This window comes from Variovorax sp. MHTC-1, from assembly GCF_003984645.1.
Classification (GTDB): domain Bacteria; phylum Pseudomonadota; class Gammaproteobacteria; order Burkholderiales; family Burkholderiaceae_C; genus Variovorax.
Genome location: NZ_RWKI01000003.1, coordinates 373,984 through 393,300, shown reverse-complemented (window position 1 = coordinate 393,300; position 19,317 = coordinate 373,984). Strand labels below are relative to the sequence as shown.

Annotated in this window: 21 protein-coding genes and 1 pseudogene; 10 read left to right on the top strand and 12 right to left on the bottom strand. The window is 63.7% G+C overall.

What is annotated here, in order from left to right:
* Positions 1-13 precede the first annotated feature (13 nt).
* From thrC to EJI01_RS07680, 3 genes are read right to left on the bottom strand one after another with little or no spacing between them, the layout of a single operon-like run.
* Positions 14-1,429 carry a threonine synthase gene (gene thrC / locus EJI01_RS07690; RefSeq protein ID WP_126836504.1) on the bottom strand — a complete coding sequence of 472 codons (1,416 nt, stop codon included), beginning with the start codon at positions 1,427-1,429 and terminating at the stop codon, positions 14-16.
* Positions 1,429-2,751: a homoserine dehydrogenase gene (locus EJI01_RS07685; RefSeq protein ID WP_126836503.1), complete on the bottom strand. Its 1,323-nt coding sequence runs from the start codon at positions 2,749-2,751 to the stop codon at positions 1,429-1,431. The genes thrC and EJI01_RS07685 overlap by 1 nt, the downstream gene beginning before the upstream one ends.
* 28 nt (positions 2,752-2,779) lie before the next feature.
* Positions 2,780-4,006 (bottom strand): pyridoxal phosphate-dependent aminotransferase, encoded by a 1,227-nt coding sequence (locus tag EJI01_RS07680; RefSeq protein ID WP_126836502.1) that lies wholly within the window; start codon positions 4,004-4,006, stop codon positions 2,780-2,782.
* A 66-nt stretch (positions 4,007-4,072) separates the two neighbouring features.
* Between EJI01_RS07680 and EJI01_RS07675 the strand changes: the two genes are divergently transcribed.
* The 7 genes from EJI01_RS07675 (at position 4,073) to EJI01_RS07650 (ending at position 8,757) form a co-directional block, all read left to right on the top strand.
* Complete coding sequence (locus EJI01_RS07675; RefSeq protein ID WP_126836501.1) at positions 4,073-4,459, top strand: Mth938-like domain-containing protein; 387 nt, start codon at positions 4,073-4,075, stop codon at positions 4,457-4,459.
* Between the two features lie 134 nt (positions 4,460-4,593).
* Entirely contained in the window at positions 4,594-5,070 is a 477-nt protein-coding gene (locus tag EJI01_RS07670; protein WP_093109821.1) for a peroxiredoxin, read from the top strand.
* 191 nt (positions 5,071-5,261) lie between these two features.
* The gene (locus EJI01_RS07665) at positions 5,262-7,010 is read left to right on the top strand and encodes a PhoH family protein (protein ID WP_126836500.1); all 1,749 of its coding nucleotides are present in this window, start codon (positions 5,262-5,264) and stop codon (positions 7,008-7,010) included.
* Positions 7,011-7,085: 75 nt separating this feature from the next.
* The gene (locus EJI01_RS29590; RefSeq protein ID WP_312846038.1) at positions 7,086-7,355 is read left to right on the top strand and encodes an EVE domain-containing protein; all 270 of its coding nucleotides are present in this window, start codon (positions 7,086-7,088) and stop codon (positions 7,353-7,355) included.
* Positions 7,319-7,531, top strand: a complete 213-nt coding sequence (locus tag EJI01_RS29585) for a hypothetical protein (RefSeq protein WP_312846036.1) — start codon at positions 7,319-7,321, stop codon at positions 7,529-7,531. The genes EJI01_RS29590 and EJI01_RS29585 overlap by 37 nt, the downstream gene beginning before the upstream one ends.
* Before the next feature lie 20 nt (positions 7,532-7,551).
* The gene (locus EJI01_RS07655; RefSeq protein ID WP_126836499.1) at positions 7,552-8,004 is read left to right on the top strand and encodes a GyrI-like domain-containing protein; all 453 of its coding nucleotides are present in this window, start codon (positions 7,552-7,554) and stop codon (positions 8,002-8,004) included.
* A 42-nt stretch (positions 8,005-8,046) separates the two neighbouring features.
* Positions 8,047-8,757: a helix-turn-helix transcriptional regulator gene (locus EJI01_RS07650; protein ID WP_126836498.1), complete on the top strand. Its 711-nt coding sequence runs from the start codon at positions 8,047-8,049 to the stop codon at positions 8,755-8,757.
* 25 nt (positions 8,758-8,782) lie between these two features.
* On the opposite strand, the gene dnaB is transcribed toward EJI01_RS07650, so the two are convergent.
* From dnaB to ppsA, 7 genes are all read right to left on the bottom strand, one after another.
* Positions 8,783-10,186, bottom strand: a complete 1,404-nt coding sequence (gene dnaB / locus EJI01_RS07645; RefSeq protein WP_126836497.1) for a replicative DNA helicase — start codon at positions 10,184-10,186, stop codon at positions 8,783-8,785.
* Between the two features lie 188 nt (positions 10,187-10,374).
* The gene (gene rplI / locus EJI01_RS07640; RefSeq protein ID WP_126836496.1) at positions 10,375-10,827 is read right to left on the bottom strand and encodes a 50S ribosomal protein L9; all 453 of its coding nucleotides are present in this window, start codon (positions 10,825-10,827) and stop codon (positions 10,375-10,377) included.
* A gap of 13 nt (positions 10,828-10,840) precedes the next feature.
* Complete coding sequence (rpsR, locus tag EJI01_RS07635) at positions 10,841-11,122, bottom strand: 30S ribosomal protein S18 (protein WP_007830781.1); 282 nt, start codon at positions 11,120-11,122, stop codon at positions 10,841-10,843.
* Between the two features lie 21 nt (positions 11,123-11,143).
* Positions 11,144-11,446, bottom strand: coding sequence for a primosomal replication protein N (priB, locus tag EJI01_RS07630; protein WP_260602366.1), 303 nt, complete (start codon positions 11,444-11,446; stop codon positions 11,144-11,146).
* 4 nt (positions 11,447-11,450) lie between these two features.
* Positions 11,451-11,825, bottom strand: a complete 375-nt coding sequence (gene rpsF, locus EJI01_RS07625; protein WP_093109828.1) for a 30S ribosomal protein S6 — start codon at positions 11,823-11,825, stop codon at positions 11,451-11,453.
* 121 nt (positions 11,826-11,946) lie between these two features.
* Positions 11,947-12,426 (bottom strand): hypothetical protein, encoded by a 480-nt coding sequence (locus tag EJI01_RS07620; RefSeq protein ID WP_126836591.1) that lies wholly within the window; start codon positions 12,424-12,426, stop codon positions 11,947-11,949.
* 209 nt (positions 12,427-12,635) lie between these two features.
* The gene (gene ppsA / locus EJI01_RS07615; protein WP_126836495.1) at positions 12,636-15,029 is read right to left on the bottom strand and encodes a phosphoenolpyruvate synthase; all 2,394 of its coding nucleotides are present in this window, start codon (positions 15,027-15,029) and stop codon (positions 12,636-12,638) included.
* 193 nt (positions 15,030-15,222) lie between these two features.
* Between ppsA and EJI01_RS07610 the strand changes: the two genes are divergently transcribed.
* Positions 15,223-16,044 (top strand): pyruvate, water dikinase regulatory protein, encoded by an 822-nt coding sequence (locus tag EJI01_RS07610; protein ID WP_093109831.1) that lies wholly within the window; start codon positions 15,223-15,225, stop codon positions 16,042-16,044.
* A gap of 21 nt (positions 16,045-16,065) precedes the next feature.
* Here the strand turns inward: EJI01_RS07610 and ahpF are convergent, their stop codons facing one another.
* Both ahpF and ahpC read right to left on the bottom strand, forming a co-directional pair.
* Positions 16,066-17,643: an alkyl hydroperoxide reductase subunit F gene (gene ahpF, locus EJI01_RS07605; protein WP_126836494.1), complete on the bottom strand. Its 1,578-nt coding sequence runs from the start codon at positions 17,641-17,643 to the stop codon at positions 16,066-16,068.
* An 81-nt stretch (positions 17,644-17,724) separates the two neighbouring features.
* The gene (ahpC, locus tag EJI01_RS07600) at positions 17,725-18,297 is read right to left on the bottom strand and encodes an alkyl hydroperoxide reductase subunit C (RefSeq protein ID WP_126836493.1); all 573 of its coding nucleotides are present in this window, start codon (positions 18,295-18,297) and stop codon (positions 17,725-17,727) included.
* A 242-nt stretch (positions 18,298-18,539) separates the two neighbouring features.
* Here ahpC and bfr point away from each other — a divergent pair, with 242 nt between their 5' ends.
* Positions 18,540-19,016, top strand: a complete 477-nt coding sequence (bfr, locus tag EJI01_RS07595; RefSeq protein WP_126836492.1) for a bacterioferritin — start codon at positions 18,540-18,542, stop codon at positions 19,014-19,016.
* A gap of 41 nt (positions 19,017-19,057) precedes the next feature.
* A pseudogene (locus EJI01_RS07590) lies at positions 19,058-19,317 on the top strand (PKHD-type hydroxylase); the annotation flags it as partial.

Sequence of the window (19,317 nt, the reverse complement as noted above, 5' to 3'; positions counted from 1 at the left end):
GCCTTCCTGGGGGTCAATCACAGTGCTGGGCAATGTAGGCCTTGACTGCCTCGGCATCCGCCGGCAGCTTGACCACGCGCTTGGGCAGCGCCTCGATGCCTTCGAAGCGCGCCGGACGTTCCGGCTCGCGGCCCAGCGCCTCGACGATGGTTTCGGCGAACTTGATCGGCAGCGCGGTCTCCAGCACGATCATCGGAATGCCCGGCGCGAGATGTTCGCGCGCGGCCTTGAGGCCGTCGGCCGTGTGGGTGTCGATCAGCGTCGCAAAGCGCTTGTCCGTATCGCGGATGGTCGCGAGCCGATCCGCATGCGTGCTGCGGCTGCTCGCGAAGCCGAAGCGCGACGCGGCTTGCGCGAAGGCCGGATCAGCGCTCAGGTCGAAGCGGCCGCTGCGGCCCAGCTCGCCTTCGAACAGGCCACGCGTCTTTGCCGCATCGCGGCCCACCAGATCGAACACGAAGCGCTCGAAGTTACTGGCTTTGGAGATGTCCATCGAGGGGCTCGAAGTTTCGTGCGTGTCGGCAGCCGAGCGCACGCGGTAGACGCCGGTGCGGAAGAACTCGTCGAGCACGTCGTTCTCGTTGGTCGCGACCACCAGCGTGCGGATCGGCAGGCCCATCGAACGCGCCACGTGTCCGGCGCAGACGTTGCCGAAGTTGCCCGAGGGCACGGTGAAGCTGACCTGTTTGTCGTTGCTCGTCGTGGCCTGGAAATAGCCGGCGAAGTAGTAGACCACCTGCGCCAGGAGGCGCGCCCAGTTGATCGAGTTGACCGTGCCGATCCTGTACTTGCGCTTAAAGCCCAGGTCGTTCGAGACCGCCTTGACGATATCCTGGCAGTCGTCGAAGACGCCGGCGACCGCGATATTGTGGATGTTGGCATCCTGCAGGCTGAACATCTGCGCCTGCTGGAACGGGCTCATGCGGCCGTCGGGCGAGGTCATGAAGACGCGCACGCCCTTCTTGCCGCGCATCGCGTATTCGGCCGCGCTGCCGGTGTCGCCGCTGGTCGCGCCGAGGATGTTGAGTTCCTCGCCGCGGCGCGCGAGTTCGTACTCGAACAGGTTGCCGAGCAGCTGCATCGCCATGTCCTTGAAGGCCAGCGTCGGGCCGTTGGACAAGGCCTCGAGGTACACGCCGTCCTCGAGCTCGCGCAGCGGCACGATCTCGGGCGTGCCGAACACCTCGGCGGTGTAGGTCCTGGCGCAGATCGCCTTCAGGTCGGCCGGCGGGATGTCGTCGATGTAGAGCGAGAGCACCTCGAAGGCCATCTCGGCATACGGCAGGCCGCGCCACTTCGCGAGCGTGGCGGCGTCCACCTGCGGGTAGTGTTCGGGCAGGTACAGGCCGCCGTCGGGTGCGAGGCCCTCGAGCAGGATCTCGCAGAAGCGGCGGCGGTCGGGATGGCCGCGCGTGGACAGGTAGCGCATCAGGACAGCTCTTCCTTGCGGATGCGCACGATCGGCGCCAGCACGGTGGGCAGCGCCTGCAATTGCGCGAGCGCATCGTCCAAAGTGCCTTCACGCGTGTCGTGCGTGAGGATGATCAGGTCGGTCTGCGTCGATCCCTCGCCGCCCACCTCGTCGGCTTCGCGCTGCAGCACCGCGTCGATGCTGATGCCGGCGGTAGCCAGGAGACCGGTGACCTGGGCCAGCACCCCGGCCTCGTCGGCCACGCGCATGCGCAGGTAGTAGCTGGTGATCACCTCGGCCATCGGCAGGACCTTGAGGTCGCTCATTGCGTCGGGATGGAAGGCCAGATGCGGCACGCGATGCGCTGCATCGGCGGTGTGCAGGCGCGTGATGTCGACCAGGTCGGCGATCACGGCGCTGGCAGTCGGCTCGCTGCCGGCGCCCTTGCCGTAATAGAGCGTGGTGCCGACGGCGTCGCCGTTGACCACAACGGCATTCATCGCGCCTTCGACGTTCGCGAGCAGGCGCTTCGCGGGCACCAGGCTGGGATGCACGCGCAGCTCGATGCCTTGCGGCTTGCGCTTGGTGATGCCGAGCAGCTTGATGCGGTAGCCGAGCTGTTCGGCGTACTTGATGTCCTGCGCCGCGAGCTTGGTGATGCCTTCGACGTGCGCGCGGTCGAACTGCACCGGGATGCCGAAGGCGATGGCGCTCATCAGCGTGACCTTGTGCGCGGCGTCGACGCCCTCGATGTCGAAGGTCGGGTCTGCTTCGGCGTAGCCGAGGCGTTGCGCCTCCTTCAGCACGGTGCCGAAGTCCAGGCCCTTGTCGCGCATTTCCGAGAGGATGAAGTTGGTGGTGCCGTTGATGATGCCGGCGATCCACTGGATGCTGTTGGCCGTGAGCCCTTCGCGCAGCGCCTTGATGATCGGGATGCCGCCGGCCACGGCGGCCTCGAAGGCCACCATCACGCCCTTGGCATGGGCGGCCGCGAAGATTTCGGTGCCATGCACCGCGAGCAGGGCCTTGTTGGCCGTCACCACGTGCTTACCCGCGGCGATCGCCTCGAGCACCAGCTCCTTTGCGATGCCGTAGCCGCCGATCAGCTCGATCACGATGTCGATGTCGGGGTTTGCGATCACGGCGCGCGCGTCGTTCACGACCTGCACGCCCTCGCCGACAGCGGCCTTGGCGCGCGCCAGGTCGAGGTCGGCGACCATCGTGATCTCGATGCCGCGCCCCGCACGGCGCTTGATTTCTTCCTGGTTGCGCTGGAGCACGTGGAAGGTGCCGCTGCCGACCGTGCCGATGCCGAGCAGGCCTACTTGGATGGGTTTCATTCGTTTCGTCTTTTGAGCGAGGGGGGCCTCAGGCTGCGGCCCGGTTTCTGTAGCGTTCGAGGAAGTCGGCGATGCGCTGCACTGCTTCGCGCAGGTCTTCTTCATGCGGAAGGAACACGATGCGGAAGTGGTCCGGCGTCGCCCAGTTGAAGCCGGTGCCCTGGACCAGCATCACCTTGGTCTCCTTCAGCAGCTCGAGGAAGAACTGCCGGTCGTCGTCGATCGGGTAGACCTTGGGGTCCAGCTTGGGAAACATGTAGAGGGCCGCATTCGGCTTGACGCAAGTCACCCCCGGAATGGCAGTGATGAGCTCGTAGGCCAGATCGCGCTGGTGGCGCAAACGGCCGCCGGGCCCCACGAGGTCGTTGATGCTCTGGTAGCCGCCGAGCGCCGTCTGGATCGCCCATTGACCCGGCACGTTGGGACACAGGCGCATGTTCGAGAGCATGTTGAGTCCCTCGATGTAGTCCAGGGCCACCTTCTTGTCGCCCGACACGACGAGCCAGCCGGCGCGGTAGCCGCAGGAGCGGTAGCTCTTCGACAGCGAGTTGAAGGTCAGGGTCAGCACATCTTTCGATAGGCTGGCGATGGCTGTGTGCTTGACGCCGTCGTACAGCACCTTGTCGTAGACCTCGTCGGCGAGGATCACGAGGCCGTGCTCGCGCGCGATCGTAACGATGCCCTTGAGCAGATCGTCCGAATAGAGCGCCCCCGTCGGGTTGTTGGGGTTGATGACCACGATGCCCTTGGTGCGGGGCGTGATCTTGGCGCGGATGTCGTCGAGGCTCGGCATCCAGCCGTTGTCCTCGTCGCAGAGGTAGTGCACAGGCGTGCCGCCCGAAAGGCTCGCGACGGCGGTCCACAGCGGATAGTCGGGGGCCGGCAGCAGCAGCTCGTCGCCGTCGTTGAGCAGCGCGTTGGCGGCCATCGCGATCAATTCGCTCGCGCCGTTGCCCAGGTAGATGTCGTCGAGGGTGACGCCGGCGATGCCCTGTTTCTGAGTCTCGTGCATCACCGCCTTGCGCGCCGCGAAGATGCCCTTGCTGTCCGAGTAGCCGGACGAGGCAGGCAGGTTGCGGATCATGTCCTGCTGCACCTCTTCGGGCGCATCGAAGCCGAACGGGGCGAGGTTGCCGATGTTGAGCTTGATGATTTTCTGGCCCTCTTCCTCCATTTGCTTCGCGGCATCCATGATCGGGCCGCGGATGTCGTAAAGCACATTGGCCAGCTTGGCCGATTTCTTGATCGCTTTCAAAGTCCCTCCAAGGGCGTCTGCACGGGGGAAAACCTATAATTTGACCACAGTTCCCCCGGCCTCCCGATGAAGCTCCAGCCCGACAAATCCGACGTCCAGACCCTTACCGCGCACGGCCCCGGCTGGGTGGCCATCAACAACGAAAAGGTCGAAGGCAGCGTGGTGGTCGGCTCGCGCGGCGAGCGCTTCGCGTGGGACTGCACCCGCTTCGACCAGCTCGGCGCCGAGCATTTCGCGCAGTTGGCCTCGATGGGCGCGGAGTTGATCATCTTCGGCAGTGGCGGGCGCATCCGTTTTCCGGAGGCAGCCTGGCTACAGCCGCTCATGGCGCGGCGCACGGGCGTGGAGACCATGGACACGGCCGCAGCCTGCCGCACCTACAACATCCTCGCCGGCGAAGGCCGCCACGTGGTTGCAGCCCTTCTGGTCGAGAGGCCGGAAGGTGGGAAATAAAGGGCGTTTCGGGGTAAAATACCGGGTTGCAAACCGGCGGCCCGCCCAGTAAAGCAACGACCAATCCTCCATTTCGAGCGCCTCCAGAGCCAGGAGTCGCTTGAACATGGAATCAAACGGAGAAAACAAGTTTCATGGCGATCGTTGTCAACAAACCCATTCCCGAATTCGACGCCAACGCCACCGGCGGCATCAAGGTCTCGAACACCTCGCACCTCGGGCACGTGCTGGTGATGTACTTCTATCCCAAGGACAACACGCCCGGTTGCACCACTGAAGCGATGCAGTTCCGCGATCGCTACAAGGATTTCGTGAAGGCTGGCGCCACCGTTTTCGGCGTGTCGCGCGACAACATGAAGTCGCACGACGAATTCAAGGCCAAGCTCGAACTCCCTTTCGAGCTGATTGCGGACACCGAAGAAAAAATGTGCCACATGTTCGGCGTGGTCAAGAACAAGATCATGTACGGCAAGAAGGTCAAGGGTATCGAGCGCAGCACTTTCCTGATCGGTGCCGACGGCGTGCTCAAGGCCGAATGGCGCGGCCTCAAGGTCCCCGGCCATGTCGATGACGTGCTCAAAGCAGTCAAGGCGCTCAAGAAGGCCGCCTGATCTCCTGCAAGCGTGTACTTCTGCGCGGTCGCGTTGGCGATGCGCAACGTTCACGGGAGGTGACACATTGGATGTGCATAATGGTTTCATGCCGTTGAGCTCCACGACCGCATCCCCCGAACAAAGCCGCCCTGGTCTTCAGGCGGCTTTTTCGCTTTCTGGCCTCCTTCTTTTTGCGAGCGAACCGCCCCATGCCCCTGCCTCCCGCACCCACGAAACGCGCCGCATTGCTTTCGCCCGAGGCGCACGACGCGCCCGCCCGTTCAGCGCACGGAAGAAACGGCCGCCGCTCGGCCGATCGGCGAACTGAAGAGAGCCGGTCCAGCGGGCCTCAGCCGCTCGAACTGTTCGACCGTCACGCCGCGGAAGGCGGCGGCAGCGTCGAGGCGCCGCCCGTGCCCAAGGTGAGAGCGCTGGCGCCCTATCCGGCGCCGACATCTCCGTCGCGCAGCCAAATCGAAAGCCGCCCCGCTCCTGCCCCGGCGGCACCGCAGAACACGGCGCGCGCCAAGCGCAGCAAACCCAACGGTCCGGCCAAGCTGTTCGTGCTGGACACCAACGTGCTGCTGCACGACCCGATGTGCCTGTTCCGCTTCGAGGAGCACGACATCTTCTTGCCGATGATCGTGCTGGAGGAACTCGACGGCCACAAGAAAGGCACGACCGAAGTCGCGCGCAACGGCCGCCAGACCAGCCGCACCCTCGATGCGCTCGCCGGCACACAGGGCGCCGACATCGCCAAGGGCCTGAAGCTCGACTCCACCGGCCATCGGGAATCCGGCGGCAAGCTTTTCTTCCAGACTGCTCCGCTCGACTACGCGCTGCCGACCAGCCTGCCCCAGGGCAAGGCCGACAACCAGATCCTCGGCGTCGTGCAGGCGCTGCGGGATCTTTACGCGCAAGACGCGCCGGACCGGCCGAAGCAAGAAGTGGTGCTGGTGTCGAAGGACATCAATATGCGCGTCAAGGCGCGCGCGCTCGGCCTCGCGGCGGACGACTATCAGAACGACAAGACGCTCGAAGACGGCGACCTGCTCTATTCCGGCTCGCTGGCGCTGCCGGCCGATTTCTGGACGCGCCAGAGCAAGACGGTCGAGAGCTGGCAGAGCGGCAGCAGCACCTTCTACCGCATCAGCGGCCCGATCGTCCCGAATCTCTACATCAACCAGTTCGTCTTCTTCGAAGCACCCGGCGAGCCGAGCATGTACGCGCGGGTCACCGAGATCCGCGACAAGACCGCGGTGCTCAAGACGCTCAAGGACTACGGGTCGATCAAGAATGCCGTCTGGGGCGTGAACACGCGCAACCGCGAACAGAACTTCGCAATGAACCTGCTGATGGACCCCGAGGTGGACTTCGTCACCCTCACCGGCACCGCCGGCACCGGCAAGACGCTGATGGCGCTGGCCTCGGGCCTCACCCAGGTGCTCGATGACCGGCGCTACACCGAGATCATCATGACCCGCGCGACCGTGAGCGTCGGCGAGGACATCGGCTTCCTGCCCGGCACCGAAGAGGAAAAGATGGGCCCCTGGATGGGCGCGCTCGACGACAACCTCGAGTTTCTGGCCAAGGGCGACAGCGGCGGCGCCGGCGAATGGGGCCGCGCAGCCACCAATGAGCTGATTCGCAGCCGCATCAAGATCAAGAGCATGAACTTCATGCGCGGCCGCACCTTTCTCAACAAGTACGTCATCATCGACGAGGCGCAGAACCTGACGCCCAAGCAGATGAAGACGCTGGTCACGCGCGCAGGTCCGGGCACCAAGATCATCTGCATGGGCAACCTGGCCCAGATCGACACGCCCTACCTCACCGAGGGCTCCTCGGGGCTGACCTTCGCGGTCGACAAGTTCAAGGGCTGGCCGCACAGCGGGCACATCACGCTGGCGCGCGGCGAACGCTCGCGCCTGGCGGATTTTGCGAGCGACGTGCTGTAGCGAGCTTGCGTTCCTGCGCTTTGCGCGAAGGCTGCTGACAGGACGTTGTCAGTAGCCTCCGCGCAGCATCGCGGCATGAACCGCAGGAATTGGATCGCCGTCGCCAGTGCAGAACATGCACGCCGCGGGCGCGACCACGGCAGCGTGGGCTTCATGCAGGTCGGCCATGGCAAACTCGCGCCCCTCCGGCGCATCGCGCCGGGTGATCGCGTCGCGTACTACGCACCCGCCACGGTGCTCCATGGCACCGACAAGCTGCAGAGCTTCGTCTCGATCGGCGTCGTGCAGACGGGCGAGCCGAAGCGGACATGGCCGACGGCTTCGTGGCCTGGCGACGCGGCGTGAGCTACGTGGCCGCGCAGGAGGCGCCGATCCTGCCGCTCATCGACCACCTCGACTTCATAGAGAGCCCGAAGCGCTGGGGCTCCAAGCTTCGCTTCGGGCTGTTCGAAGTCAGCGACCACGACATCCACCTGATCGCCGGCGCCATGAACGCCAGCATCCGGGCATTGGACCTTTGATTCATCAGGAGAAAAAAACCATGCAACCCCAGCTCCAACGCCATGACGCGTTCAGCATCGCCGGGCTGACCGTGCGAACCAGCAACCAAGAGGAGAACAACCCGCAGTCGGCCCGCATCGCCAAGCTCTGGACGCGCTTCTTCGACGAGCGCGCCTACGACCGGCCGAACCGGATCAACGACATGCGCCTCTACAGCGTCTATTCGGCCTACGAATCCGATGCGCATGGCGCCTTCGACATCACGACGGGCGTGGCCGTCTCGCATGGCCCGGCGACGGTGCGGATTGAAGCCGGCGACTACCTCGTCTTCAGCGGGCAAGGCGAGATGCCGCAGATGGTGCTCGCGGTCTGGCAGTCGATCTGGCAGTATTTCGAGCAGCACCCCGAAATCAAGCGCACCTACCGCAGCGACTTCGAGGCTTACAGCGGCCCCGACCAGGTCGCCATTCACATCGGCGTCACCCTGGACTGACAAAGATTTCGACAAGAAGCTCGTTCGACTTGACCTGCCTGCATGCGCCGTGCCGACCGCCTGTTCCAGATCGTCCAGCTCATCCGCGGGCGACGACTCACGACCGCCGCCTTCCTGGGACAGCGCCTGGAGGTGTCGGAACGAACCGTCTATCGCGATGTGGCCGACCTGCAGCGCCAAGGCGTGCCGATCGAAGGCGAAGCCGGCGTCGGCTACCGATTGGGCGCAGGCTTCGACCTGCCGCCGCTCATGTTCACGCAGGATGAGGCCGCGGCCCTTGTCGCCTCGGCAAGGCTGGCGCAGAGCTCGGTCGATCCCGCCCTGGCGCGCGACATCCAAACCGCGCTCGGCAAGATTCTCTCGGTCCTGCCGCCGGCGGCGCGCGCCTCTGCGGAGAGCCTGGCGCTCTTCGCGCCGTCGTTCGCCATCGACGATGGCACGCGCGGCCGGTTGCAGACGTTGCGCGAAGCGGTGCAGTCGCGCAACAAGCTGCGCATGGACTACCGCGACGTCAGCGGCGCGCCGAGCCAACGCATCGTGCGGCCGCTCGGCTGCTTCTATTGGGGGCGGGTGTGGACCTTCTCGGCCTGGTGCGAACTGCGGCAGGATTTTCGTGCCTTCCGGATCGATCGCATCGACCAGATCGAGGTCCTGCCCGATCGCTTTCGCGACGAACCCGGCAAGACGCTGGCCGAGATGCTTCGCCGTCTGCAGGACGATCCGGCAGACCCTCAACCGTCCCGGTTGCAGTAGCGTCGTTTCGCCGCGCTGGCCGAGATCAGAAGTCGGCCCCTCCGCTGGCCAGGTTCTCGAACTTGGTGAGCGGCTTGAGGAATGCAAGCTTGACCGTGCCCGTTGGGCCGTTGCGATGCTTGCTGATAATCACCTCGGCCACACCGGGCTCCTTGCTGTTCTTGTCGTAGTAGTCATCGCGGTAGATGAACATGATGATATCGGCATCCTGCTCGATGGCACCGGACTCGCGCAGGTCGCTCATCATGGGGCGCTTGTCGGTGCGGCTTTCCACGCCGCGGCTGAGCTGCGACAATGCGATCACCGGGCACTTGAGTTCTTTTGCCAGCATCTTCAATCCACGAGAAATCTCACCCACGGCTGTGGCGCGGTTCTCGTCGCTCATGCTGCTCGACACGCTCATCAGTTGAAGATAGTCGACCACGATCAAGCCGAGCTTCCCGTACTGGCGTGCGAGGCGGCGTGCATTCGCACGCAATTCACTGGTGGTGAGACCCGGCGTCTCGTCGATGTGCAGCGATACGTTGCGCAGCTTCTCGATAGCTTCGGTGAGACGCGGCCATTCTTCGTCGGTGAGCTTGCCTGTCCGCAGGTGACCCTGGTCGATGCGCCCGATCGAACCGACGATGCGCACTGCCAGTTGTGACGCCCCCATTTCCATCGAGAACACTGCGACAGGCAGCCCCTCGTTGAGCGCCACGTGCTCGGCGATGTTGATCGCCAGGGAGGTCTTCCCCATGGACGGCCGTGCGGCCAGCACAATCATGTCTCCCGGCTGCAGGCCGGAGGTCATCTTGTCGAACTCGTAGAAGCCCGTGCGCACGCCCGTGATGTCGTTGGGGTTCTCCGCCATCTCGGTCACGCGATCCAGCAGCTCGACCACCAGGGAATCCATGCCCTGGAAGCCCTGCTTCATGCGCGAGCCTTCCTCGCCGATGTTGAAGATCTTCTGCTCGGCCTCGTCCAGGATCTTGTCGACCGCCTTGCCCTGAGTGTTGAAGGCGTTGGTTGCGATCTCGTCGCTGGCACTCACCAGCTTGCGCAGGATCGAGCGCTCGCGCACGATCTCGGCATAGCGTCGGATGTTGCTAGCGCTCGGCACGTACTGGGCGAGCGAATTCAGGTAGGCCAGGCCGCCGATCTCTTCGGCCTTGCCGAGGTTCTGCAACTGCTCGTAGACCGTGATCACGTCGGCCGGCTTGCTGGCGTTGACCAGCGTTCCGATGGCCGCATAGATCAGCTTGTGTTCATGGCGATAGAAGTCGCTGTCCACCACAACATCGCCCATGCGGTCCCAGGCGCCGTTGTCGAGCAGCAGGCCGCCGAGCACGCTCGATTCGGCCTCGATCGAATGCGGCGGGATGCGCAGCTGCGCAACTTGGCGGTCGGCCGACGGATCGTTGTCGGCATAGGAGAAAACGGCGGACATGAACTTCCTTGCAACCTTGCATGCTAAGCCGCGCTGCGCACGGCGTCACGTGGACAAGGCTGTGAATAACTGGTGATCTTCCGGTGCAGCACGCGGGACAACCGCAGGCCCAAAAGAAAAGGCCGCCCGAAGGCGGCCCCACAAGGACAAGATCGCGCAGCGATCTTGTTTTCTCCTTGTTGACAGACTTACGCGCTTTCGCCGTACACAGTGACGGTGATGTCGACCACCACGTCGGTGTGCAATGCAACGCTCACGGTGCTGTCGCCCACGGTCTTGATCGGGCCGTTGGGCATGCGCACTTGCGACTTCGCGACCTTGTAGCCCTGCTTGTTGAGCTCGTCGGCAATGTCGTTGTTGGTAACCGAGCCGAACAGCCGGCCGTCGACGCCGGCCTTCTGCGTCAGCTTGACGGTGGTGCCGCCGAGCTTCTCGCCCTGGGCTTGCGATTCGGCCAGCTTGGCGGCCGCGGCCTTTTCGAGCTCGACGCGCTTGGCTTCGAATTCGGCCTTATTGGCTTCGGTGGCGCGGCGTGCGCGGCCCGAGGGAATCAGGAAGTTGCGCGCGTAGCCGTCCTTGACCTTGACGATCTCGCCGAGCACGCCGAGGTTGACGACCTTGTCCAGAAGAATGACTTGCATGGTGTCTTGCTCCTTAAACGCGGTGTTGGTCGCTGTACGGCACCATCGCGAGGAAGCGTGCGCGCTTGATCGCGGTGTTGAGCTGGCGCTGGTAGATCGCGCGCGTGCCGGTCAGGCGCGCGGGGATGATCTTGCCGTTTTCGCTGATGAAGTCGCGCAGCGTGTCGATGTCCTTGTAGTCGATCTCTTCGACGCCAGCGACGGTGAAACGGCAGAAGCGCTTGCGCTTGAACAGCAGCGACTGCGTGTTGCGCTTCGGGCGCTTGTCTTTGTTGAATTTCTTGAACGTGGCCATTTGGGGACCTCTCTTCGAAAATTAATCTTGCTGAAAATCCTGGATGTGCAGCACTGGGTGTTTGCCGTTGCCCGGTGTCGCAAGGAAGCCCTGAAAACGCCAGAGACTTCCCAACGTCTGCCTCGCGAGCCGCTCGGCCACCGCGCCGAACGCCACGGCCTTGAGTGCCGCCTTGATCTGCCGAGGCTGGGCCGCTTCGGTCACCGTCGACTCGTGTTCGAGGCGCAGATCGATGGCGGGCAGGCCGGCAGGCGTGAAGCGCAAGGTACCGAGTTCGGCGACGCAGGCAGTCAGCACGAGGCTGTTGACTGCGGCAGCGCTCACATCATCAGTTGTTGTTGGCGGCGTACTCCGCCTGCTGGGCCTTGCGGGCCTCTTCGCGCTCGACTGTCTTCATCATCGACGACGGGCCGGTTTCGGCCTTCTTCTTGACCACGGTGAGGTGGCGCAGAACGGCGTCGTTGAACTTGAAGGCGTGCTCGAGTTCGGCCATCACGGCTTGCTCGGCCTCGATGTTCACGCACAGGTAGTGCGCCTTGTTGAGCTTGTTGATCTGGTAGGCCAGCTGACGGCGGCCCCAGTCCTCAACGCGGTGGACCTTGCCGCCGCCGGCCGTGATCAGGCCCTTGTAGCGCTCCAGCATGGCCGGAACTTGCTCGCTTTGATCCGGATGGATCAGCAGAATGATTTCGTAGTGACGCATGGCACTCCTTGTGGATCTTCCGTGGAAGGGATAAAGCCACCTGCAGCGTCGGTCGCAGTGTGGCAAGGCAAAGCCAGCTATTGTAGCAGGGTATCGCCGTCCGAGAAGTGCCTGCGGATCGTCAAAGACCCAGGGCGCGATCGAGTGCGGCCGCCTTCTCCGGCCCCACCGCATCGCGGATCTTGGGCGCCAGCGCCATCAGCTCCTCGTAAGTGGACGTACCCTCGACCGACAGATTGAGCCGGAAACCCCGCAGCCCGAGGCTGCCGGTGAGTTGGGTAGCGATCGGATAAGCGTCCTTGTAGCGCTGCTGGTTCGAGCGCCCGGGAGCCGGATGCGCGGCTTCCTTCAGGACTTCAACGGCCGGCACCGAAACCGCCGGCGCGTTGGCTGCCTCGGCCGTTCCGCCCACATGGCCAAGCAAGCCGAGTTCGACCATCTGCTCGATGTCCTCGCGTGCGATACCCATGCCAGCCTCGAGCACTTCGCTTACCGAGCGTTTGCCGTCGCACAGGATGAATGCCGAGCGTTGGCGCGGCGTGAGCCGGATCGAACGGTCCTTGAGCGCCTGCTGCCCGGCTTCCGTCTTGACAAGAATCATGCTGTTCTCCATCGCGAATTTCCCGAGAGCGATCGAGGTTCTATCTCTGTCCTCTGTCTACGCTTTCGGAGCTGCGCCTCCCTAGGTCATAAGTTTGACACCAAAGATTCATCTGGTTGCAATTACACCCAGCTGACGCGTGAATTGCAGGCCGAACCGTGACGGAATTCGTAGCGCGGCGGGGATAGGGCCCCGCCACGCTCCGGGCTTCAGCGTTGCGCGAGCTGCTGCCAGGTGTCGATCACGCTGTCCGGGTTGAGGGAGATCGACTGGATGCCCTCTTCCGCCAGCCAGAGCGCGAAATCGGGATGATCGCTGGGGCCCTGTCCGCAGATGCCAACGTACTTGCCCTGGGCCTTGCAGGCCTTGATCACGCGGCTCAGCAAAGCCTTGACTGCAGGGTCGCGCTCGTCGAAGTCGGCCGCGAGCAGTTCGAGACCGGAATCGCGGTCCAGACCCAGCGTGAGCTGCGTCAGGTCGTTCGATCCGATCGAGAAGCCGTCGAAATACTTCAGGAACTCCTCGGGCAGGATCGCGTTGCTCGGCACCTCGCACATCATGATCAGCTTGAGTTCGTTCTCGCCCCGCTTCAGGCCATGCTCGCCCAGCAGTCCCGTCACACGCTCGGCCTGGCCCAGCGTGCGAACGAACGGCACCATGATCTGCACGTTGGTCAGGCCCATCTCGTTGCGTACGCGCTTGAGCGCCTCGCATTCCATTGCGAAGGCTTCGCCGAAGTCCGCGCTCAGATAGCGCGCCGCGCCGCGGAAGCCGAGCATCGGGTTCTCTTCTTCCGGCTCGTAGCGGCTGCCGCCGATCAGCTTGCGGTACTCGTTGGACTTGAAGTCGGACAGGCGCACGATCACCTGCTTGGGCCAGAACGCGGCAGCAATGGTGGCGATGCCCTCGGCGACCTTGTCGACGTAGAAGGCGCGCGGCGAGGCGTGGCCGCGTGCGACCGATTCGACGGCCTTCTTGAGGTCGGCGTCGACATTCGGGTAGTCGAGGATCGCCTTGGGATGCACACCGATGTTGTTGTTGATGATGAACTCGAGCCGCGCCAGTCCGACGCCGTGGTTCGGCAGCTGGGCGAAGTCGAAGGCGAGCTGCGGATTGCCCACGTTCATCATGAGCTTGATGTCAATGTCCGGCATTTCGCCGCGCTGGACCTCGGTCACTTCGGTCTCCAGCAGGCCGTCGTAGATGAAGCCGGTGTCGCCCTCGGCGCAGCTCACCGTGACCAGGGTGCCCTCCTTCAGCAAGTCGGTGGCGTCGCCGCAGCCGACCACGGCCGGAATGCCGAGTTCACGCGCGATGATCGCCGCATGGCAGGTGCGGCCGCCGCGGTTGGTGACGATGGCGGCGGCGCGCTTCATCACCGGCTCCCAGTTCGGGTCGGTCATGTCGGTCACCAACACATCGCCGGGCTGGACCTTGTCCATCTCGCTGATGCTGTGGACCAGGCGCACCGGGCCGGTGCCGATCTTCTGCCCGATGGCGCGGCCTTCGGCCAGCACGGCTCCCTTGGCCAGCAGCTTGTAGCGCTGCTCGGCCTTGCCTTGCTGCTGGCTTTTCACGGTTTCGGGACGCGCCTGGAGGATGTAGAGCTGGCCGTCGGTGCCGTCCTTGCCCCATTCGATGTCCATCGGACGGCCGTAGTGCTCCTCGATCACGAGGGCGTACTTCGCAAGTTGCTCGACGTCGGCGTCGCTCAGCGAATAGCGGTTGCGCTGCTCGGTGGGTACGTCTGTGGTCTTCACCAGCTTGCCGCTGGCCGCCTTCTCTTCGGCGCTCGCGAACTCCATCTGGATGAGCTTGGAGCCAAGGTTGCGCCGGATGACCGCGCGCTTGCCGGCCCGGAGGGTGGGCTTGTGCACGTAGAACTCGTCGGGATTCACAGCGCCCTGCACCACCGTCTCACCCAGGCCGTAGCTCGAGGTGATGAAGACCACGTCCTCGAAACCGGACTCGGTATCGATCGTAAACATCACGCCCGCGGCGCCCAGGTCGCTGCGCACCATGCGCTGCACGCCGGCGGACAGTGCCACGACGTCATGGGCGAAGCCCTTATGAACCCGATAGCTGATGGCGCGATCGTTGTAGAGAGAGGCGAATACCTCCTTCATCTTGTGAAGCACGTCGTCGATGCCCACGACGTTGAGGAAAGTCTCCTGCTGGCCCGCGAAGGAGGCGTCGGGCAGGTCTTCCGCCGTGGCCGAGGAACGGACGGCAAAGGAGGCGGCGGAGTTTTCCGCACTGAGCTTGGCGAAGGCTTCGCTGATCGCCTGCTGCAGATCGGCCGGAAAAGGCTGGGCCTCGACCATCGCGCGGATTTCGGCGCCGGCTGCGGCCAATGCGCGCACGTCCTCGGTATTCAGGCTCTTGAGTTTCGCGTTGATCCGATCTGCCAGGCCATCATGGGCAAGGAACTGCCGGAACGCGTGAGCGGTGGTCGCGAACCCGGTAGGCACGCGCACCCCCTGGGGCAGTTGGGAAATCATCTCGCCGAGGCTGGCGTTCTTGCCGCCGACCGACTCGACGTCTGTCATCCTCAGGTTTTCAAACGGTACGACCAGGGCGGTCGCTTCGAAGAGTGCAGACATGGGAAAGCTCCAGAAGTTAAAACCGGGGCAACATGCAGACGGCGCGACGCGATCGTTCTTTTTGCTCTGGGCGCAGGGGCGGTGTGCATGAAAGAAGGCATTGGGGGTGGGGAACGCGAGAGCGCATTCCCGATAATGGGCCGGATTGTAGGCGCCGCCCGCTTCGGCGCGCCGCAGGACAAGGCCGCCAACCATGCACACGCGCACCGTATTCTTCGTTTCCGACGGCACCGGCATCACAGCCGAAACCTTCGGTAACGCCGTTCTTGCCCAGTTCGAGATGAAGCCCCGCCATGTGCGGCTGCCTTTCACCGACACGGTCGACAAGGCCCACCAGGCCGTGCGGCGAATCAACCACACGGCAGAAATCGAAGGCCTGCGCCCGATCGTCTTCACGACGCTGGCCAACATGGACGTGCTCGAGGTGATCGAGACCGGCTGCAAGGGCATGCTGCTCGACATGTTCGGCACCTTCGTGCGGCCGCTCGAGATCGAGCTGGCGATGAAGTCGAACCATCGCATCGGCCGCTTCAGCGACGTGAGCAAGAGCAAGGAATACAACGCGCGGATCCAGGCTATCGACTTCAGCCTGGCGCATGACGACGGCCAGAGCAACCGCGACCTCGACGGTGCCGACGTGATCCTGGTCGGCGTGAGCCGCAGCGGCAAGACGCCGACCTCGCTCTACCTCGCCATGCAGCACGGCCTGAAGGCCGCCAACTACCCGCTGATTCCCGAAGACTTCGATCGCCGGCAGCTGCCGCCGGCCCTGATGCCGCATCGCAAGAAGATCTTCGGGCTCACGATCCAGCCCGAGCGCCTGAGCGAGATTCGCAACGAACGGCGCCCGAACTCGCGCTACGCGAGCATCGAGAACTGCCGCCACGAAGTGAGCGAGGCCGAGGCGATGATGCGGCGCGCCGGCATCCGCTGGCTGTCGACCACCACCAAGTCGATCGAGGAAATCGCGACCACCATCCTGCAGGAGCTGCGGCCCGAGCGGCTGACCTACTGATCGCGATCCTGTTCCTGAATCTCAGGCGGCGACGGCTTCCTCCGCCGGCGCCGAGGTCCGGATCAGATGATCGAAGGCGCTGAGCGCTGCCTTCGCACCATCGCCGGCCGCGATGATGATCTGCTTGAACGGCACGGTCGTCGCATCGCCCGCCGCGAACACGCCGGGCACAGAGGTCTGGCCCTTCGCATCGACCACGATCTCGCCGTGCTTCGAGAGCTCGACCGTGCCCTTGAGCCAGTCGGTGTTGGGCACCAGGCCGATCTGAACGAACACGCCTTCGAGTTCCACCTGGCGGCTCTCGCCCGTCGCGCGATCCTTGTAGACCAGGCCGTTGACCTTCTGCTTGTCGCCGGTGATCTCGGTCGTCTGCGCATAGGTGATGACCTTGACGTTGGCGAGACTCTTCAGCTTGCGCTGCAGCACCGCGTCGGCGCGCAGTTGCGTGTCGTACTCGATCAGCGTTACGTGGCCGACGATGCCGGCGAGGTCGATGGCCGCTTCGACGCCCGAGTTGCCGCCGCCGATCACCGCCACGCGCTTGCCCTTGAAGAGCGGACCGTCGCAGTGCGGGCAATAGGCCACGCCCTTGTTCTTGTACTCGTGCTCCCCGGGCACGTTGATGTTGCGCCATCGCGCGCCGGTCGAGAGCACGACGGAGCGACTCTTGAGCGAGGCGCCGCTCTCGAGCTTGATCTCGATGAACTCCTTGCCCGGCACCAGCGCGGCGGCACGCTGCAGGTTCATGATGTCGACCTCGTAGTTGCGCACGTGCTCCTCGAGCGCCAGCGCGAACTTGGGTCCTTCGGTTTCCTTGATCGAGATGAAGTTCTCGATGCCCATGGTGTCGAGCACTTGGCCGCCGAAGCGCTCGGACGCCACGCCCGTGCGGATGCCCTTGCGCGCCGCATACACGGCGGCCGCCGCGCCGGCCGGCCCGCCGCCGACGATAAGCACGTCGAACGGATCCTTGCCGGCAATCTTCTTCGCCTCGCGCTCGACGCCGCTGGTGTCGATCTTGGCGAGGATTTCTTCCAAGCTCATGCGGCCCTGGCCGAACTCGGTGCCGTTCAGGAACACGGTCGGCACGGCCATGATCTGGCGCTCCTTCACCTCGTCCTGGAACAGCGAGCCGTCGATCATGGTGGCCTTGATGCGCGGGTTCTGGACCGCCATGAGGTTGAGTGCCTGCACGACGTCGGGACAGTTGTGGCAGGTGAGCGAGATGTAGATCTCGAACTCGAAATCGCCCTCGAGCGCGCGAATCTGCTGCAGCACGGCCTCGTCGACCTTGGGCGGATAGCCGCCGACCTGCAGCAGCGCCAGCACCAGCGAGGTGAACTCGTGGCCCATCGGTATGCCGGCGAAGCGCGGGCCATGGCTCTGGCTCGGCCGGTTGATCGAGAACGAAGGCTTGCGATGGTTGTCTTCGCGGCTCTCGATGACCTTCACCAGCGCAGACGAGTCGGCCACGTCCTTCAGCAACGATTGCAGATCGCCCGACGCCTTGCTGTCATCGAGCGAAGCGACGATTTCGATCGGCTGCGTGATGCGGTCGAGATAGCTTTTCAGTTGTGCCTTGGTGCCGGCGTCGAGCATGGTGAACTCACTTTGAAGATGCGAAGGGAACAAAAAAGCCCGGGAGCGAAACGCGCCCGGGCTGCGGCGCGAACGAGCGGCTTAGATCTTGCCGACGAGGTCGAACGAAGGCTTGAGCGTTTCGGCGCCTTCGGTCCACTTGGCCGGGCAGACTTCACCAGGGTGGGCAGCAACGTACTGGGCAGCCTTCACGCGGCGCAGCAATTCGGCAGCATCGCGGCCGATGCCGTTGTCGTGCACTTCGATGGTCTTGATCTTGCCCTCGGGGTCGATCACGAAGGTGCCGCGATAGGCGAGGCCTGCGTCTTCGCCTTCTTCGATGAGGACCTGGAAGGCACGTGCGAGCTGCTGGCTGGGGTCGCCAATGAGCGGGTACTGGACCTTGCCGATGGTTTCCGAGGTGTCGTGCCAGGCCTTGTGGGTGAAATGAGTGTCGGTCGACACGCCGTACACCTCGACGCCGAGCTTCTGGAATTCGGGGTAGTGATCTGCGAGGTCACCCAGTTCCGTCGGGCACACGAAGGTGAAGTCGGCCGGGTAGAACACGACGACGGACCACTTGCCCTTGAAGTTCTCGTTGCTGACCGGGACGAACTTGCCGTTGTGGTACGCGGTGGCCTTGAACGGGATGATTTCGGTGTTGATCAGGGACATTCAGTTTTTCCTTAGGGTGGCTGATGAAAGAAAGTGGCGAGCGATTAGTATAACTACCGATTAAGCCAAATTCATAGCTATGAGCTATGAAAAAAATTGGAATGGCCTATGAGCTCGACGGAGGGCGCCAAATACGAACACCTATCACGATCAAACGCATGCAGACCGTGAGCGCAGGGGTTTGCTTGCGCGTTGTCGCGAGCGGCTCCCACAATTGACGCTTTCAAGAACAAGGAAGAACCATGAAGGGCGACCCTCAAGTCATCGATCATCTCCAGGCGCAGCTCAAGAACGAGCTCACCGCGATCAACCAGTACTTCCTGCATTACCGCATGCTCAAGCACTGGGGCCTGGACAAGCTGGCCAAGAAGGAATACGAGGAGTCGATCGGCGAAATGAAGCACGCCGACAAGCTCATGGATCGCATCTTCATGCTCGACGGCCTGCCGAATCTTCAGGATCTGGCCAAGCTCAACGTCGGCGAAGACGTACCCGAGATCCTGCAGTGCGACCTGATGGCTGAAACCGGCGCACAAGCCACCATCAAGGCCGGCATCGCCCACTGCGAATCGGTGCGCGACTATGTCTCGCGCGACCTGCTGCAGGAGATTCTGGACGACACCGAAGAACATATCGATTTCCTCGAAACCCAGATCGATCTGGTCGACAAGGTCGGGCTGCAGAACTATCTGCAGTCGCAAATGGGCGAGATCGAGTAAGGCGTCTGGCGCCATGCATGCGGGCTGCGGCCCGCTTTTTTTTGCCCGCATCGCGTCTTGCAAATAGTGCCCTGTATCCCTCCAGCAGCCTGCACCGCGTGCATCCGGTGACGCAAGGCGCGCGGATATGCGCCTTCTTCTGGCTCCAGAGCATGGTGCGCGAACGAACCGTCAGCGCGCCTTGCTGTTCGAACTTGATCAGACCATTCAGAAATTGCGGACGCGCCTGGGCGAGTCCGAAGAGTGCGTCGCCCTGACGGGCCACTATCACAATCTGCTGCGGATGTGGGCCGAGGTATAG

Excerpts from the sequence above, each read along its gene's own strand:
- thrC (WP_126836504.1), bottom strand. The coding sequence starts at position 1,429 with ATGCGCTACCTGTCCACGCGCGGCCATCCCGACCGCCGCCGCTTCTGC.
- EJI01_RS07685 (WP_126836503.1), bottom strand. The coding sequence starts at position 2,751 with ATGAAACCCATCCAAGTAGGCCTGCTCGGCATCGGCACGGTCGGCAGC.
- EJI01_RS07675 (WP_126836501.1), top strand. The coding sequence starts at position 4,073 with ATGAAGCTCCAGCCCGACAAATCCGACGTCCAGACCCTTACCGCGCAC.
- EJI01_RS07670 (WP_093109821.1), top strand. The coding sequence starts at position 4,594 with ATGGCGATCGTTGTCAACAAACCCATTCCCGAATTCGACGCCAACGCC.
- EJI01_RS07665 (WP_126836500.1), top strand. The coding sequence starts at position 5,262 with ATGCCCCTGCCTCCCGCACCCACGAAACGCGCCGCATTGCTTTCGCCC.
- EJI01_RS29590 (WP_312846038.1), top strand. The coding sequence starts at position 7,086 with ATGAACCGCAGGAATTGGATCGCCGTCGCCAGTGCAGAACATGCACGC.
- EJI01_RS29585 (WP_312846036.1), top strand. The coding sequence starts at position 7,319 with ATGGCCGACGGCTTCGTGGCCTGGCGACGCGGCGTGAGCTACGTGGCC.
- EJI01_RS07655 (WP_126836499.1), top strand. The coding sequence starts at position 7,552 with ATGCAACCCCAGCTCCAACGCCATGACGCGTTCAGCATCGCCGGGCTG.
- EJI01_RS07650 (WP_126836498.1), top strand. The coding sequence starts at position 8,047 with ATGCGCCGTGCCGACCGCCTGTTCCAGATCGTCCAGCTCATCCGCGGG.
- dnaB (WP_126836497.1), bottom strand. The coding sequence starts at position 10,186 with ATGTCCGCCGTTTTCTCCTATGCCGACAACGATCCGTCGGCCGACCGC.
- rplI (WP_126836496.1), bottom strand. The coding sequence starts at position 10,827 with ATGCAAGTCATTCTTCTGGACAAGGTCGTCAACCTCGGCGTGCTCGGC.
- rpsR (WP_007830781.1), bottom strand. The coding sequence starts at position 11,122 with ATGGCCACGTTCAAGAAATTCAACAAAGACAAGCGCCCGAAGCGCAAC.
- rpsF (WP_093109828.1), bottom strand. The coding sequence starts at position 11,825 with ATGCGTCACTACGAAATCATTCTGCTGATCCATCCGGATCAAAGCGAG.
- EJI01_RS07620 (WP_126836591.1), bottom strand. The coding sequence starts at position 12,426 with ATGATTCTTGTCAAGACGGAAGCCGGGCAGCAGGCGCTCAAGGACCGT.
- ppsA (WP_126836495.1), bottom strand. The coding sequence starts at position 15,029 with ATGTCTGCACTCTTCGAAGCGACCGCCCTGGTCGTACCGTTTGAAAAC.
- EJI01_RS07610 (WP_093109831.1), top strand. The coding sequence starts at position 15,223 with ATGCACACGCGCACCGTATTCTTCGTTTCCGACGGCACCGGCATCACA.
- ahpF (WP_126836494.1), bottom strand. The coding sequence starts at position 17,643 with ATGCTCGACGCCGGCACCAAGGCACAACTGAAAAGCTATCTCGACCGC.
- ahpC (WP_126836493.1), bottom strand. The coding sequence starts at position 18,297 with ATGTCCCTGATCAACACCGAAATCATCCCGTTCAAGGCCACCGCGTAC.
- bfr (WP_126836492.1), top strand. The coding sequence starts at position 18,540 with ATGAAGGGCGACCCTCAAGTCATCGATCATCTCCAGGCGCAGCTCAAG.